General features: G+C 56.0%; 16 protein-coding genes and 2 pseudogenes. 11 read left to right on the forward strand and 7 right to left on the reverse strand.

The genetic code is table 11. From position 1 onward, the window contains the following. The first annotated feature begins 100 nt into the window (after positions 1-100). Positions 101-931: a transglycosylase SLT domain-containing protein gene (locus OAN307_RS06245; RefSeq protein ID WP_245540977.1), complete on the forward strand. Its 831-nt coding sequence runs from the start codon at positions 101-103 to the stop codon at positions 929-931. Between the two features lie 5 nt (positions 932-936). Here OAN307_RS06245 and OAN307_RS06250 read toward each other — a convergent pair whose 3' ends face one another. Genes OAN307_RS06250 through pepN form a run of 3 tightly spaced genes read right to left on the reverse strand, consistent with a single transcriptional unit; the run spans position 937 to position 4,165 of the window. Continuing rightward, positions 937-1,356: a hypothetical protein gene (locus OAN307_RS06250; protein ID WP_015498969.1), complete on the reverse strand. Its 420-nt coding sequence runs from the start codon at positions 1,354-1,356 to the stop codon at positions 937-939. Beyond that, the gene (locus OAN307_RS06255; RefSeq protein ID WP_144055514.1) at positions 1,353-1,553 is read right to left on the reverse strand and encodes a hypothetical protein; all 201 of its coding nucleotides are present in this window, start codon (positions 1,551-1,553) and stop codon (positions 1,353-1,355) included. The genes OAN307_RS06250 and OAN307_RS06255 overlap by 4 nt, the downstream gene beginning before the upstream one ends. Positions 1,554-1,603: 50 nt before the next feature. Next, entirely contained in the window at positions 1,604-4,165 is a 2,562-nt protein-coding gene (gene pepN / locus OAN307_RS06260; protein ID WP_044043308.1) for an aminopeptidase N, read from the reverse strand. Positions 4,166-4,249: 84 nt separating this feature from the next. On the opposite strand from pepN, the gene OAN307_RS25935 reads away from it, so the two are divergent. The 4 genes from OAN307_RS25935 (at position 4,250) to OAN307_RS06275 (ending at position 7,994) form a co-directional block, all read left to right on the forward strand. Beyond that, positions 4,250-4,390, forward strand: coding sequence for a DUF2256 domain-containing protein (locus OAN307_RS25935; RefSeq protein WP_217564395.1), 141 nt, complete (start codon positions 4,250-4,252; stop codon positions 4,388-4,390). 124 nt (positions 4,391-4,514) lie between these two features. After that, positions 4,515-6,674: a malate synthase G gene (locus OAN307_RS06265; RefSeq protein ID WP_015498972.1), complete on the forward strand. Its 2,160-nt coding sequence runs from the start codon at positions 4,515-4,517 to the stop codon at positions 6,672-6,674. Between the two features lie 31 nt (positions 6,675-6,705). After that, entirely contained in the window at positions 6,706-7,134 is a 429-nt protein-coding gene (locus OAN307_RS06270) for a GlcG/HbpS family heme-binding protein (RefSeq protein ID WP_015498973.1), read from the forward strand. A gap of 86 nt (positions 7,135-7,220) precedes the next feature. Beyond that, entirely contained in the window at positions 7,221-7,994 is a 774-nt protein-coding gene (locus OAN307_RS06275; RefSeq protein ID WP_015498974.1) for a gamma-glutamyl-gamma-aminobutyrate hydrolase family protein, read from the forward strand. Here the strand turns inward: OAN307_RS06275 and OAN307_RS06280 are convergent. Further along, a complete protein-coding gene (locus OAN307_RS06280) occupies positions 7,991-8,398 on the reverse strand; it encodes a hypothetical protein (protein ID WP_044043309.1) in 408 nt (135 codons plus the stop codon). The two genes, OAN307_RS06275 and OAN307_RS06280, sit on opposite strands and share 4 nt — an antisense overlap. A 50-nt stretch (positions 8,399-8,448) precedes the next feature. Here OAN307_RS06280 and OAN307_RS28830 point away from each other — a divergent pair, with 50 nt between their 5' ends. From OAN307_RS28830 to OAN307_RS06295, 4 genes and pseudogenes are all read left to right on the forward strand, one after another. Next, positions 8,449-8,874: a hypothetical protein gene (locus tag OAN307_RS28830; RefSeq protein WP_187292549.1), complete on the forward strand. Its 426-nt coding sequence runs from the start codon at positions 8,449-8,451 to the stop codon at positions 8,872-8,874. An 11-nt stretch (positions 8,875-8,885) separates the two neighbouring features. Next, on the forward strand, positions 8,886-9,542 hold the full coding sequence (locus tag OAN307_RS29690; RefSeq protein WP_245540978.1) for an IS110 family transposase: 657 nt from the start codon (positions 8,886-8,888) through the stop codon (positions 9,540-9,542). Continuing rightward, on the forward strand, positions 9,542-9,925 hold the full coding sequence (locus OAN307_RS29695) for a transposase (protein ID WP_245540925.1): 384 nt from the start codon (positions 9,542-9,544) through the stop codon (positions 9,923-9,925). Before OAN307_RS29690 ends, OAN307_RS29695 begins: the two co-directional genes overlap by 1 nt. Before the next feature lie 235 nt (positions 9,926-10,160). Then, positions 10,161-10,430, forward strand: a pseudogene (locus tag OAN307_RS06295) (methyltransferase family protein); the annotation flags it as partial. A gap of 19 nt (positions 10,431-10,449) precedes the next feature. Here OAN307_RS06295 and OAN307_RS25090 read toward each other — a convergent pair. Both OAN307_RS25090 and OAN307_RS31145 read right to left on the reverse strand, forming a co-directional pair. Then, entirely contained in the window at positions 10,450-10,656 is a 207-nt protein-coding gene (locus OAN307_RS25090; RefSeq protein ID WP_015498977.1) for an SRPBCC family protein, read from the reverse strand. 11 nt (positions 10,657-10,667) lie between these two features. After that, the gene (locus OAN307_RS31145; RefSeq protein ID WP_015498978.1) at positions 10,668-11,009 is read right to left on the reverse strand and encodes an SRPBCC domain-containing protein; all 342 of its coding nucleotides are present in this window, start codon (positions 11,007-11,009) and stop codon (positions 10,668-10,670) included. 359 nt (positions 11,010-11,368) lie between these two features. Here OAN307_RS31145 and OAN307_RS06305 point away from each other — a divergent pair, with 359 nt between their 5' ends. Beyond that, a complete protein-coding gene (locus OAN307_RS06305; protein ID WP_015498980.1) occupies positions 11,369-12,940 on the forward strand; it encodes a Re/Si-specific NAD(P)(+) transhydrogenase subunit alpha in 1,572 nt (523 codons plus the stop codon). Between the two features lie 12 nt (positions 12,941-12,952). Continuing rightward, positions 12,953-14,386: an NAD(P)(+) transhydrogenase (Re/Si-specific) subunit beta gene (locus OAN307_RS06310; RefSeq protein ID WP_015498981.1), complete on the forward strand. Its 1,434-nt coding sequence runs from the start codon at positions 12,953-12,955 to the stop codon at positions 14,384-14,386. Between the two features lie 100 nt (positions 14,387-14,486). Here OAN307_RS06310 and OAN307_RS29390 read toward each other — a convergent pair. After that, positions 14,487-14,828 (reverse strand): annotated as a pseudogene (locus tag OAN307_RS29390) (IS30 family transposase); the annotation flags it as partial.

Raw genomic sequence — 14,828 nt, forward strand, 5'->3', positions numbered from 1 at the left:
CACACAATATCTGGTGTGGCATGGCGAAAAAGAGCTCGCAGCGCCGCAACATTGCACAGATTTGTTGCAATAATCGAACCACCGCGCAATGGTTCGGGCGATGTTTGTTATCAGAGCTCTCCTGGGGGGGATTCTTGCGATCATTATGGGGACCTCCGCGCTGGCCGAATGGCCTGTGGGCGGACCCGAGACGCAGACACGCCCCCTAAGCCGTCATGACGCGGCACAAGTACGCACAGAAAGTGCGCGCGCGGTGTTGGCGGCTCTCCGTCCACCTTCGCGCCCCGTTTATATGGTCCGCCATCCGGTCACGATTTCGCAAAACCCAACACTGCGCCCCGTTGCCCGCATCAACTATATTCCCGATGCTCGTTGGGATTTTCGCGACGATTCAGACAGTTGGACCCGCGCGACCCTGTCCGCATTGCGCAGCCATGGCAGTGATTTACAAGACACCGTGCCGCGCGATATCGTCAATTGGTGTCCGACCTACACCAAAAACCCGCCCCACCTGCGCCGTGCGTTTTGGGTCGGGATGATGTCGGCACTCGTTAAACATGAAAGCACCTATCGCCCGACCGCCGTCGGGGGTGGCAATTTATGGTTTGGGTTGATGCAGATTTACCCCGATACCGCGCGTCGATATGGCTGCTATGCAACGACGGGTGAGGCTCTCAAAGACCCCGAAGACAACCTCAGTTGTGCGGTCCGGATCATGAACGTGACCGTGCCGCGCGACAACGCTATTGCCGTGCGTGACAGTCGCTGGCGCGGGGTCGCGGCGGACTGGGGACCGATGACAAACCGCAGCAAGATCGCAGAAATGGCAGCGTGGACACGGGTGCAAGATTATTGCGTGTCGCGTTCTTCCATTCGCCCACATGCCCGCCCGACCGTGCAGGCTACACTGTCCACGATGAACGACGGCTAAGCCGCCTAGAACGGTGAAAACGGGTGCCTTTCTGCCAGAATCCCTGCGTCTTTAAGCGCCGCCTGAAACACCTCGACAGGCGGCGCAACGTCTGGTGGCAACCGCGTATGTGCCCCGCCGACATGCACCAACGTAATCTTCATGCCGCCATCGAAACGCCGATCAATCCGCACATGGTCAATGTCGCTGCGATCCCCGCTGCGCAAAGCAGATGCCCAGGCGATCCGCCTTGGCCAAACCTCAACCCAGGCGCGATTGTCACGGATCATATCCCACATTGCAGGCAGGGAAAAAGCTAATAAGATCGCCGCGATCCCCCATGCAAGACTGAAGACCATCCACGCCAGAAAAATGCAGACCCACGCGGCCAAAACCGCCAGCACCACGGCCCATCTGCGCCCGCGCCGTTCATGGCGATATATCATCGGACCCACATCGCGCGGCTGTAGTCGTCCAATGCGTCACGCTGCCGGTCGCGCAGTTTGGTGGCGCCGCTCTTAAGAACAGGTATTAGGGGTTCTTTCTGCGCCGCCAGAAGTCGATGTTGGTCTGCGGCAGGAAGATCATCCAGTTCAATAAATGCAGCGGCGCCGATACCGAAAAGGGCGGCAATGAATGGCATGTCACGGGTCCTGTTGATCAACGTTATATCGCGCGTGCCGCTTCGGCGCATCAAGACGATTGGTTTCCCAGAATGCGCCCGACCATTTCGCCAGTGTCAGGTGAAAGCCCTGGTGTTTTGGCCAAAGTTTGTAGGACGTCGCGCATCTGATCCTGCCTGTTCGTGCCGTAACGCCGCCAAGTCTCAAACGCCGTTGTCATGCGCGCTGTGGTCTGCGGGTTGATCGCGTCAAGCTTGGCAAGCCAATCACCCAGTAGACGATATGACGCGCCGGATGCGTCATGAAATCCAGCTGAATGGCCCGCCAGTGCGCCAAAGACTGCGCGGAAGCGATTTGGATTTTTCATATCAAAATCAGGCTCTTGCGTCAGTCTTTTGGCTGTATCAGCAGCCATTTGTGGCGCGGACAGCGACACCGTTAGCCCGAACCACTTGTCCATGACCAACCGATCCGCGCGCCACTGATTACGGAACGCCGTACTTTCATCTTCGCCCTTACCGATCCGCAAAAGTGCTGCCAGCCCCGCCAGTTGCATGGTCATGTTATCGGCATTGGCATATTGTTTGGCCGCCGCTGCGCCACCGTCCAGCCGCGAGAGCAGGCCCAAAACTGCATTGCCAAGGCTGCGTTTTCCAGCTGCTTTGGCGTTGGGTGAATAGGGCCCTTCAACGATCATATCCGCTTGAATACGGGGTAAAATATTCTGCACATGCAGCGCCGTCGCGAGCTTCAGCGCTTCAATCGCGTGGTGGATCGCCAGCGGGTCTGGCACCGTGCCAGCATCATGCAAGGCCTGCGCCATATCGTCTTCGGACGGCAAGGACAGACACAGCGAACGGAACGCCGGATCACGCGCATCATCACGTAAAATTGCTGTGATTCCATCTAGGTACGCCGCATCGGGCGCTGTGTTTTCTGTGATCGATTTCGTCAACACATCTTTGGCCAGCGCATCGCCTGCGTCCCACGTGTTGAAGGGGTCGGTATCATGCGCCATCAAAAATGCCCGTTCAGCGTTGGTCTGATCGCGCTGCAAAATCACTGGCGCTGAAAAATCGCGCAAGATTGATGGCACGGGCTTGTCCGACAATCCGTCGAACGCGAAGCTTTGCTTTGTGCCGGTCATTTCTAACACGGTTGTCGCCTGCACCTCTGCGCCGCTTTGCGACAAAAGCCCAACAGCAATCGGAATGACCTGAGCAGACTTGTTATCCTGACCCGGCGTAGGCGGTGTTTCTTGTGTGAAATGAAGCGTGTAGATGCCATCTCTAAAGTCATCTGTGACTGTCAGGCGCGGTGTTCCTGCTTGGCTGTACCACCGCTTGAATTGGGTCAGATCGCGCCCCGTGGTGTCTTCAAAGACCGCCAACCAGTCTTCAATCGTGGCCGCATCCCCGTCGTGACGGGTGAAATACAAATCCAGCGATTTGTAATAGGCATCATCGCCCACCAACCGCTTGAGCATACCAATCAGCTCAGCGCCTTTCTCGTACACCGTAATGGTATAAAAATTATTGATTTCAATAAAGCTTTCGGGGCGCACTGCATGCGCGAGCGGTCCATTGTCTTCGCGAAACTGGCGCGACCGAAGGGTGATCGCGTCCTCGATCCGTTTGACCGCGTGGCTGCCCTGATCGCCCGTGTAATGCTGGTCGCGAAACACTGTCAGGCCTTCTTTGAGACACAGCTGGAACCAGTCGCGGCAGGTAATCCGGTTTCCGGTCCAGTTGTGAAAATACTCATGGGCGATGATCGCCTCAATGCGCTCAAAATTGGCGTCGGTGCTGGTTTCGGGGGATGCCAGAACACAGCTGGAGTTAAAAATGTTCAAGCCCTTGTTTTCCATCGCGCCCATATTGAAGTCGTCAACAGCGACGATGTTGAAAATGTCCAAGTCGTATTCACGCCCGTAAACGGTTTCGTCCCACGCCATTGACCGCTTCAACGCAGCCATCCCGAAGGCGCATTTATCTTCGTCAGGTCCGGGGCGCACGTAGATGTTCAGCGCGATAGTTTTACCCGACATCGTATTGAAGGTATCAGCATGGGCGACCAAATCGCCCGCAACAAGCGCGAACAGATAGGCGGGTTTTGGCCATGGATCATGCCATTCAGCCCATCCATCATCGCTACCAGTCGGGTTTCCGTTCGACAGCAGGACGGGCAGGTCGCCTTCAATGCGCACCGTAAACACGCTCATCACATCGGGGCGGTCGGGGTAGAAGGTGATTTTGCGAAATCCTTCGGCTTCACACTGGGTGCAATACATCGCGTTTGACATATACAACCCTTCAAGCGCGGTGTTGGTGGCAGGTGAGATTTCAACCTCGGCCTCCCACACAAACGAGCCGTCTGGAACATCGCAGGTCAACCCGTCAGCCGTTACCACAGGGCTGACATCCACACCGTCGATCTTCGCCCAAATCAGTTTAACATCCTGTCCATGCAGGAAAAATGTGCCTGGGAATTTCGCATTGGGACGGACCGAAATCCGGCTAATGACCCGTGTAGCCGAAGCTGCCAAACGAAATGTCAGGTGCACGTCGTCCAGATAAAACCCGAACGGGCGGTAGTCCTTGAGGTAGATCGTCTGGGGGGCCGCGTCGGTCATGGGGTTCTCCGCTGGGTTTCATTTAGACTTAAGCGCGTGGGGGATGGGCCACAAGGCGGGTCGCCCTATATCATGGTCATGAAAATGCGTGCAAAATCCGATCTGCCACAAAAAACCTGCATCACCTGTGGGCGTCCGTTTGCGTGGCGCAAGAAATGGGCTCGTGTTTGGGACGAGGTGCGCTATTGTTCTGATCGCTGCCGATCAAACCGGCCGAAGTCTTGACGAGTGCGCGCAGCTGGAAAGCGCGTTCACGATATTCCCACTGCGCATCATGTTGCCAAATTGCGGCATCTGTCCTACATCGCACGAAAGCGACGTGTACCGTGGCATACAAAGGATAAACGTTATGACAAATCGAGTGGATCGCGCCGGTCTATCTGTGGCCACGGAACTGGCAGATTTTATCGACGCGCAGGCGTTGCCTGAAACCGGTGTGGATGCAGATGCGTTCTGGGTGGGGTTTTCAGACCTGATCCACGACTTTGGCCCTAAAAACAAAGCGCTGCTTGCTAAACGGGAAGAATTGCAAAGCCAAATTGACGACTGGCATCGTGTGCGCATCGGGCAAGCCCATGACGAAGCCGGTTATGAGGCGTTTTTGCGCAAGATTGGCTATCTGATCCCCGAAGGTGATGATTTCACTATCGACACTGCTAATGTGGATCCTGAAATTGCCAGCGTTGCGGGGCCGCAATTGGTTGTGCCGATCACTAATGCGCGGTTCGCACTGAACGCTGCCAATGCCCGTTGGGGCAGTCTCTATGACGCGTTTTATGGTACCGATGCCATGGGCCGACTGGCACAAGGGAATGGCTATGATCGCGGTCACGGCAGTCGCGTTGTTGCCCGAACGCGCGTGTTTCTTGACGATGCGTTCCCCATTCAGGGCGCGTCGCACGGGGACGCAGAAAATTACGTGGTATCAGGTGGTCAACTGATCACGGATGGCAACCCGTTGATGATGCCAGAACAGTTTGTCGGCTACACTGGCGCTGCGGATAAACCTGCAATGATCATGTTGAAAAACAATGGCTTGCATGTTGAACTGGTCTTCAAAAAGGATCATCCGATTGGGTCACACGACCGCGCAACGCTGGCTGATGTGCGGCTAGAAAGCGCTGTGTCCGCGATCATGGATTGCGAAGATTCCGTGGCCTGTGTCGACGCTGAAGACAAGGTTCTGGCCTATACAAACTGGCTTGGCCTGATGCGTGGTGATCTTGAAGCTGTGCTGCAAAAGGGTGGCAAAACGATCACCCGCCGCCTAAACGATGATCGCACTTTCACGGCACCGGATGGTGGCTCTGTGACATTGAAGGGCCGTGCGCTGTTGTGGATCCGCAACGTCGGCCATTTGATGACAAACCCCGCAATTTTGGATCGTGATGGCAATGAGGCCTATGAGGGTCTGATGGACGCAATGATTACCACGCTGATTGCCAAGCACGACCTTGCGCGTGACATGGACAAGCGCGCGGGCAATTCGGTGCATGGGTCGGTCTACGTTGTGAAACCCAAAATGCATGGCCCCGAAGAAGTGGCGTTCACCAATGACATGTTTGCCCACGTAGAAAAGACGCTGGGCCTTGCGCAACACACTGTTAAGATTGGCATTATGGACGAGGAACGCCGCACGTCGGTGAACCTTAAGGCCTGTATCCGCGCCGCAAAATCGCGCGTGGCGTTCATCAACACAGGTTTTCTTGATCGTACGGGCGACGAAATCCACACCTCAATGGAAGCGGGACCATTCAGCCGCAAAGACTTTATCAAGCGTAAGGGCTGGATCGGCGCTTATGAAGATCAGAACGTTGATATTGGTCTGGAATGTGGGCTGTCGGGTCGCGCGCAAATTGGCAAGGGCATGTGGGCGATGCCCGATGCCATGGCGGCGATGATCGAACAGAAAATCGCACATCCCAAATCTGGCGCCAACTGCGCATGGGTGCCATCGCCGACTGCCGCCACTTTGCACGCGTTGCATTATCACCGTGTCGATGTCTTTGCGGAGCAGGCCAAGCTGAAGGCGGGTGGGCGGCGTGCCTACGTACAGGCGCTGTTGGATATTCCGCTGGCGTCCTACAAGGCATGGACCAAAGACCAGATCGCGCGCGAAGTTGAAAACAACGCCCAAGGTATTCTTGGCTATGTGGTGCGTTGGATTGATGCGGGTGTGGGCTGTTCCAAAGTACCTGACATTAATAATGTCGCCCTGATGGAAGACCGCGCCACATGCCGGATTTCCGCGCAGCATATCGCTAACTGGCTGCACCATGACATCGTCAGCGAAGCCGACACATTGGTGGGCATGCGCAAAATGGCCGTCGTCGTGGACGCCCAAAACGGTGATGATCCGACATATCGCCCTATGGCACCGGGTTTTGACGGGATGGCGTTTCAAGCGGCCTGTGATCTGGTGTTTCGCGGACGTGAACAGCCATCTGGCTATACTGAACCAGTGTTGCACCGCCGTCGCCTCGAACTGAAGGCGCAGCGCAACAGCTAAGATATTTTTAACCCCATCAGTGGAGCGACACATGCAAGAAATTTCGATCACAAAAGCACGGACAATGATCCGCAAGGCGATTCAAAAAGGCCGCGAGTTGGAACTAAAGCCGCTGAGCGTTGTCGTCTTGGATTCGGGCGGTCATTTAAAAGCGTTTGAACGTGAGGACGGTGCAGCACCGGGTCGGTTCGCGATTGCACAGGCAAAGGCGTACGGCGCGGTCATGCTTGGCATGGCAGGCACAGCGCAAATGGCACGCGCCGAAGCCCAAGGGTATTTCATGAATGCGGTGAACGGTGTGTACGGCGGGCAAGTGATCCCCGTTCCGGGTGGTGTGCTGGTACGTGACAAACGCGGCATGGTCATTGGCGCAGTGGGTGTTACGGGTGATTCATCCGATAATGACGCGATATGCGCCGCCTTTGGCATCGAAGCGGCCAATTTGGCGCCCGAAATCTAGGTCTTGGCGCAGTTTCAGTTGTGCAAGCATTGTAGGGCTTTGATCTTGTTGTACTGCTTGCTAGATATCGGCCAAAGGGGCTCGTCATGCGCAAACCGGTAATTGGAATCATTGGCAATCATGATATTATTCATGACGAATATCCGGCCTACACGTCGGGTGCGATGAACGCGGACGCAATTGCGCTGGTGTCCGGTGGGATGCCTCTGATTGTGCCAGCCAACCCCGATTTTGTTGATGTGGATGATCTGGCAGACCTGTGCGACGGGTTCTTGTTCACTGGCGGTCGCCCCAATGTGCACCCGAGCGAATATGGCCACGCGGAAACCGAAGCTTATGGAACGTTTGACCGAAATCGTGATGCGATAACCTTGCCATTGATCCGCAAATGTGTGGACCGTGGCCAGCCTATCCTTGGTATTTGTCGTGGCTTTCAAGAGGTTGCGGTGGCGATGGGCTGCACATTGCATCCCGAAATCCGCGACATTGCGGGGCGTAACAATCACCGCATGACCCCCGACGGCACCCTTGATGAAAAATTCGAGATGCGCCATATCGTGACCCTGACCGACGGCGGGCCGTTCCATCACCTTTGGGGCAAGCGCGAGGTTATGACCAATTCACTGCACGGGCAGGGTATCTTGGACGCAAGCGGGCGGATTGTCATTGACGGCACAGCCCCTGACACAACTCCAGAAGCGATTTACGTCAAAGACGCGATTGGTTTCACCATGGCCGTTCAGTGGCATCCTGAATGGCAGGCTGGCCTAGATCCGGTATCAAAGCCTTTGTTTCAGGCATTTGGGCAAGCGGCGCTTGCATGGGTGCAGCGCGACAAAACAATCCGCAAAAGCGCCTAAAGTCCGAGCTGAGAGGTTGCGATCCGAACAGTATCGCCGCCATTGGCACTGCAATACAGCGCCAAGTTGTTTGAGACTACCGTCGCATCGGGCGCCGCTGCGACCCTGCCAGACAACACACCAGTGCGCGCTTGGCCAATCGCCCAATTGCTGGCAGCAGTCAGGGCGGCGGGGTTTGTCAGGCGGTCACATTGGATCAGTCCAGGGTCCATCGGCACGTCAAACAGGGTTGCAGCGGGAACCGCACCACCTGACGCGGCGGTCTGTGGGGCGGGGGTCGCAAGGTCTTGGGACCCACACGCGGCGAGCGCTGCGATTGGCACAATCAACAAGATCAGACGCATTTCAAAAGCACTTAAAAAATCTAGGACCAAACGACGTTCGGGCCGAATGCCGTCCGACATACACCCCGCGCTGTCTTCCTAATCAAGCAGATCTTAGGCTCGGACGGGCTTTGCCTGATGTGATTTCAGGCAACGACGCGCTGTCTTTCGCGTGGTGCACTCTCGGTTCGGGCAATACGGCTGGGGCCGCAAATCATGCTTGGCGTGTTAACGATGGGTTCGTCGCACTTGGGCTGGCCACACATGGCCTGTCTTGTCAGATGTTGTGGATGAAATGGTTTGATATTCCACCAGTCTGGCTCGTTGGTGGTCTGATTGTGACCTACTGGTTGGGGCAGGCGCAGCCCTTTGGGTTCAGTCTAGACCATGCAATCACGCAGTTTCTGGGGGCGGTGTTGATCGGGGCAGGGCTGATCTTGATAATGCTGGCCATTGCCGAAATGCGACGCAAGAAAACCACATGGTGTGATTGCGGCGGCCGCTCTCCAGTGGCGAACGAGGTCCTGTTATACTGGCCTCATGGAAACAAGCCGTGAGGAGGGCGACCATGACATATTATGCAGGATTAGACGTATCACTCAAAGAAGTTTCGATCTGTATTATCGATGATGATGGGGAGGTTGTGGCGCAGGGGACCGCGCCAGCTGATCCAGAAGGGGTGGCAGGTTGGCTCAAGAACCGATCTCTGGCCCCAAAGCGGATCGTGCATGAAAGTGGGCAGCTTTCGATCTGGTTGCAGCGTGGAATGGTGGAATTGTATTTACCCGCAATCTGCATCGATGCCCGCAAAGCCCATAAGAGTTTGTCTGCACGATTAAACAAGTCAGACAGTGCTGATGCAGAAGGTCTGGAGCAACTTGCACGGATGAACTGGTTCACTCCAGTTCACATCCGCAGCGAAGAGTCGGATCGTTTGCGTGCGTTAGTTGGAGGACGGGAACGTCTGATCCGGTTGCGTAAGGATCTGGAAGGCCACATCCGAGGCGTCCTTAAAACCTTTGGCATCCGTTTGACCGGGATCGGTCAGGCGCAGCAAAGGCAGGGTTTCCGCGATCAACTTGCCGCAGCTGGCGAAACCGATCCAGTGCTGCGCACCATCGCAGACGGGTTCATTGCCGCACACATCACGCTTTGCAATGCGACGGCTGACTTTGACCGCGCGTTGAAGGCAAAGTCAAAAGCAACCCGATCACGCGCCGCCTGATGACCATTCCGGGTGTTGGTCCCATCGTGTCGCTCAGCTTTGTTGCACTTGTCGATGATCCCGATCGGTTCAGCAAAACCGCTGATGTCGGCGCGTTCCTTGGTCTAACACCGAGGCGGCACCAATCGAGTGAAATGGATTGGTCGGGTCGAGTATCAAAGTGCGGAGATGCTGCGATGCGTGGATTGCTGCTTGAAGCGGCGTCCTGCGTCATCAGACAAGTGAAACGCTTCTCTGCTTTGAAATCCTGGGCAGTCCGACTGGCTGGACGGCGCGGGTTCCGCAAAGCCGCAGTCGCCACCGCGCGCAAGATTGCTGTGCTGATGCTGACGCTCTGGAAGTTAGGAACTGACTATCAATGGATACAGGAGGCCACCGCCTGAACTAAATTCTCGCCGGACGGGCGGGAAGCGAAGTCCCGACGGAACGGAGGTTGATTGATCTCGTAAAAACGGTTGGGACGTGGCCATTGCCGCGCAACCCGCAAACGACATTGGAGACAATCTACCACCGAAAACCATCATGAGGCGCGGACAAGTACGACAAGTACGACGACCGCGACCTCGGAGAGAACCATGACCCGGACGGACAGATCGCAACCCCGCTTGACAAGGCTGCAAACAGAGAACCGTTATTCCGCACCTTGAGGCTGATCACCTTGTGCAATCAGGCGTTTTCAAGCGGACGCGCAACCCGATCTATCTCGGCGATGTGCTGATCCTTGCAGGGTTCCTATTGCGTTGGGACGCGCCGGTCGCTCTGCCGCTGATCCTTGCGCTGTTCTGGATTCTTGAAACACGGTTTATTGTGCCTGAAGAAGACCGTCTGCGTCGCAAATTCCGGCAGGATTTTCACCGCTACACGGACAAGACCCGTCGCGGGCTGTAAATCGGGGTTTAGGTAGGGCCTAAAATTTGATCGCGTCCAGCTTCGCGTAGGACTGTTCCATCCCGTCGGTGGGATCTATATCCAACATTTGCTGGTGCGGCCCCGCATCCGGCAACGTCATGCGGAGTGTCAGCAATGTGCCCGCCCCCGATAGCTCGAACGTGGTGACAACGTGATTGTCAGGCGTTGGGTCAGGAATATGCCTCCGCTCAATGTGTTCGATCAATTGGGCTGGCGTCAGCTTGATATACTAGCTCGCTGATCAGCAAACCCGCCGCTGATCCCACAGTCCCATTCAAACCGGAACGTCCCGCCATCGTTCGGGTCTGTTTCGCTGACCGGCATGCTCCACCTCGGCATACCGAGCATCCATTGGCGGATCAAATCAGGTTCTGGAGGGGTGCGGTACACGTGGGCAGGCGGTGCTTTGAAGGTTCGCGTCACAATCACATGGATGTCGCCCTCAAGGGCAAGTTGCACAGGGTGTATCAGATGTCTCCTTTGGTTTGCAGGATTTCTAGCACCGCGTCGCGGCGATTGTATCTGCTGGCATACCTGTTCGTGATCATGCTTAGCCACTGTTCAATCGCGCCAAATCCGTCGGGCGACAGGCGACACATCCGATGCCTGCGTTGGCGGTGACGTGTGATAAGGCCCGCAGATGTCCATAACCCCGACATCCCTATCCGTGCGGGGCTGCAAGATTGCCCGCCGCGCCTGGTCAGCGAGGGCGGCAAACATGCGGTCAATGTTGTCTTTGGCAGAGCAATCCAGACCATAAATTTTACATAATGAATCGATTATATCAAGGCAGGCGAACGCCGCATTTCCGTCAGCCGTTAGCGCAAGCAGCGTGGGCCAACCGTGTCTTTCCCTTGTGAATCAGCCTATCGGCCTATAACCCGTCAATTAACGACGATTAATATGGGGAAGACGGCATGAAAATCGGCACGCCAAAGGAACTGTTCGACGGGGAATATCGCGTTGCGATGACACCAGCTTCCGCGCTTGAACTTCAAAAACTCGGGCATGAATGTATCATCGAAACATCGGCTGGCGTCGCTGCGGGTTTTTCTGACAAATCCTACAAGGTCGCAGGCGTAGAGGTTGTCAAAACCGCCGCCGCCTTGTGGAAAGCGGCTGATGTCATCGCCAAGGTGCGCGTGCCCGATGACGACGAAATGAAACGCCTTCACGGCGATCAAACGCTGATTTCTTTCTTCAGCCCCGTCGCGGACGAAGCCAAAATGAAATCTGCCGCCCGCAAGGGGGCGACCGTTGTGGCGATGGAAATGATTCCGCGGATTTCGCGCGCTCAGAAGATGGACGCGCTAAGCTCTATGGCGAATATCGCGGGCTACCGCGCGGTTATTGAGGCGGGCAACCATTTCCCACGCTTTTTCACGGGGCAAATCACAGCAGCGGGTAAGGTCCCACCGGCTAAGGTTCTGGTCGTCGGGGCAGGGGTTGCGGGCCTCGCGGCCATTGGCACCGCCACGTCGCTTGGCGCGATCACATACGCCTTTGATGTGCGCCCAGAAGTGGCCGAACAGGTCGAAAGTATGGGCGCGCAGTTTGTGTTCCTCGACTTTGACGAAGACCAAAAAGACGGCTCCGAAACCGGTGGCTACGCCGCCGTGTCCAGCCCTGAATTTGCCGCTGCGCAATTGGCGAAGTTCCGCGAAATCGCACCGGATATGGACATCGTCATCACAACGGCGCTTATCCCGAACCGCGCAGCACCCGAGCTTTGGACCGAAGACATGGTCAAAGCCATGAAGCCCGGATCAGTGATCGTGGACTTGGCGGCGGAAAAAGGTGGTAACTGTAAACTGACCGTGATGGACGAAAAGATCGTCACCGACAACGGCGTGACGATTATCGGCTACACCGATTTTCCGTCACGCATGGCGGCGCAATCATCCACGCTTTATGCGACCAATATTCGCCATTTGCTGACTGATCTGACGCCGAACAAAGATGGCGCGATCAACCACAACATGGAAGATGACGTGATCCGTGGCGCAACGATCGCCCACGCTAAATCCGTCACGTTCCCGCCACCACAGCCGAAAATTCAGGCAATCGCGGCCAAGCCGAAAGCAGCGGTCGTTGCGCTCACCGCAGAGCAAAAGCGTGCGAACGAAGTTGCGGCGTTCAGGGCGCAGACCAAAAGTCAGGTAACACTGATCGCCGTGGGCGCGTTGGTTCTTTTGACTGTCGGCCTCGTGGCACCGGCGAGTTTTATGCAGCATTTCATTGTGTTTGTGCTGGCGGTTTTCGTCGGATTTCAAGTTATCTGGGGCGTCGCACATTCGCTGCACACGCCGCTGATGGCGGTGACAAACGCGATCAGTTCGATCATCATTTTGGGCGCGCTTATGGAGATCGGATCGGGGTCGTTCATTGTCGTTCTGTTGGCCGCACTTGCGGTGTTCATGACAGGTATCAATATCTTCGGGGGTTTCCTCGTGACACGGCGCATGCTCGCTATGTTCCAGAAGTCGTAAGGGAAAAGAACAATGGAATTTGGTTTTACAACAGCGGCTTACGTCGTTTCAGCGGTTCTTTTCATCCTGTCCCTTGGTGGACTTTCGGGGCAAGAAAGCGCCAAGCGCGCGGTGTGGTATGGCATTGTCGGCATGGCGCTGGCGGTGGCTGCAACCCTCATTGCACCGGACACGGGGTATCGGCTTTTGGCGGTGCTGATGATCATCGGCGGTGGCGCGATTGGCTATCAACTGGCGACCAAAGTGCAGATGACACAAATGCCCGAACTGGTCGCTGCGATGCATTCGCTGGTCGGTTTGGCAGCCATGTTTGTAGGCTTCATCGCACATATTGAACTCAACCGAGTGCTCGGTATGGACCCGGCAGCCCGCGAAGGCCTCACTGGGTTTGCGGGTCTTCTGGCGCATAAATCCGGCGTCGAAGTTAACATTCTTCGCGTCGAATTGTTCTTAGGCGTCTTCATCGGCGCGATCACTTTTACCGGCTCAGTAGTTGCTTATGGCAAATTGGCGGGCAAAGTGGACAGCGTGGCGAAAAAGCTGCCCGGCGGGCATCTGCTGAACATCGCGGCAGCGGCCATCGCCGTCGTTACGTTGGTTGTGTACTTCAACACTGGCGGATTTTTCCCACTGTTCTTGATGACGCTGGCGGCGCTGTTCATTGGCTACCATTTGATTATGGGCATCGGCGGCGCTGATATGCCAGTCGTTGTGTCCATGCTCAACAGTTATTCTGGCTGGGCGGCGGCGGCGATTGGTTTCAGCCTTGGCAACGATCTATTGATCGTCGTTGGCGCGCTTGTCGGATCAAGCGGCGCGATCCTGTCCTACATCATGTGCAAGGCAATGAACCGCAGCTTCGTTTCTGTGATCTTGGGAGGATTCGGTGGCCCGCAAGGGGAACAAATGGCGCTCGAGGGTGAACAGATCGCCATTGATGCGGACGGTGTGGCGTCAGCATTGGAAGAAGCTGACAGCGTCATCATCATCCCTGGATACGGCATGGCCGTGGCACAGGCGCAGCAGAACGTCGCTGAACTAACGCGTCGATTGCGCGCCAAGGGTAAGACCGTGCGTTTTGCCATTCACCCCGTCGCGGGGCGTTTGCCGGGCCATATGAACGTGCTGCTCGCCGAAGCCAAAGTGCCCTATGATATTGTGATGGAAATGGACGAGATTAACGATGATTTTCCAACCACCGACGTCGCGATTGTGATCGGGTCCAATGACATCGTGAACCCTGCGGCGCAGGACGACCCAAACTCTCCCATTGCGGGGATGCCAGTTCTGGAATGCTGGAAAGCCAGGCAGGTGTTTGTGTCCAAGCGTGGGCAGGGCACTGGGTATTCCGGCATCGAGAATCCGCTGTTCTTCAAAGAAAACACGCGGATGTTCTATGGTGACGCGAAGGCGTCTTTGGATGCGTTGCTAGGCAAGATCAGCTGATCGAATGGAAACATCGGACGGCAATAAGCCGAGGTTTAGTTCTTTCGAAACAGCTTGGATTCAAGATTGAAGTGCGACGATTAATTGTTTTAATGGCCGTAAGATCTTCGGCCATGGCTTCAGCGGGAGTTCTCCATCCTAGTGTCTTACGAGGCCGGTCGTTCATCAGGCGTGCGACGTCGTTCAGGGCGGTTTGACTGAGGCAGCCCAGGTCAGTTCCTTTCGGGAAGAACTGGCGTAGCAAGCCGTTTGTATTTTCGTTTGAACCGCGTTGCCACGGGGTGTGGGGGTCACAAAACCAGATGTCGATCTTCAGACGGCGAGAGAGTTCTGGGTGGCAAGCCATCCACTGCCCGGCAGTGGTTTGCTCCCAAACCATGAGAGGGTCAGAGCCACGATCATAGGTCATCGAGCGGCGCAACGCCACGGGCAGACGTTTCAT

Origin of the sequence: Octadecabacter antarcticus 307 (assembly GCF_000155675.2) — a bacterium.
GTDB lineage: Bacteria > Pseudomonadota > Alphaproteobacteria > Rhodobacterales > Rhodobacteraceae > Octadecabacter > Octadecabacter antarcticus.

What these genes read in the sequence shown, in the direction of transcription:
- OAN307_RS06275 (WP_015498974.1), top strand. Translation starts at nt 7,221, where the DNA reads ATGCGCAAACCGGTAATTGGAATCATTGGCAATCATGATATTATTCAT.
- OAN307_RS06255 (WP_144055514.1), bottom strand. Translation starts at nt 1,553, where the DNA reads ATGCCATTCATTGCCGCCCTTTTCGGTATCGGCGCCGCTGCATTTATT.
- OAN307_RS06250 (WP_015498969.1), bottom strand. Translation starts at nt 1,356, where the DNA reads ATGATATATCGCCATGAACGGCGCGGGCGCAGATGGGCCGTGGTGCTG.
- OAN307_RS06305 (WP_015498980.1), top strand. Translation starts at nt 11,369, where the DNA reads ATGAAAATCGGCACGCCAAAGGAACTGTTCGACGGGGAATATCGCGTT.
- OAN307_RS06310 (WP_015498981.1), top strand. Translation starts at nt 12,953, where the DNA reads ATGGAATTTGGTTTTACAACAGCGGCTTACGTCGTTTCAGCGGTTCTT.
- OAN307_RS29690 (WP_245540978.1), top strand. Translation starts at nt 8,886, where the DNA reads ATGACATATTATGCAGGATTAGACGTATCACTCAAAGAAGTTTCGATC.
- OAN307_RS06265 (WP_015498972.1), top strand. Translation starts at nt 4,515, where the DNA reads ATGACAAATCGAGTGGATCGCGCCGGTCTATCTGTGGCCACGGAACTG.
- OAN307_RS25935 (WP_217564395.1), top strand. Translation starts at nt 4,250, where the DNA reads ATGCGTGCAAAATCCGATCTGCCACAAAAAACCTGCATCACCTGTGGG.
- OAN307_RS06245 (WP_245540977.1), top strand. Translation starts at nt 101, where the DNA reads ATGTTTGTTATCAGAGCTCTCCTGGGGGGGATTCTTGCGATCATTATG.
- OAN307_RS06270 (WP_015498973.1), top strand. Translation starts at nt 6,706, where the DNA reads ATGCAAGAAATTTCGATCACAAAAGCACGGACAATGATCCGCAAGGCG.
- OAN307_RS06280 (WP_044043309.1), bottom strand. Translation starts at nt 8,398, where the DNA reads ATGTCGGACGGCATTCGGCCCGAACGTCGTTTGGTCCTAGATTTTTTA.
- pepN (WP_044043308.1), bottom strand. Translation starts at nt 4,165, where the DNA reads ATGACCGACGCGGCCCCCCAGACGATCTACCTCAAGGACTACCGCCCG.
- OAN307_RS29695 (WP_245540925.1), top strand. Translation starts at nt 9,542, where the DNA reads ATGACCATTCCGGGTGTTGGTCCCATCGTGTCGCTCAGCTTTGTTGCA.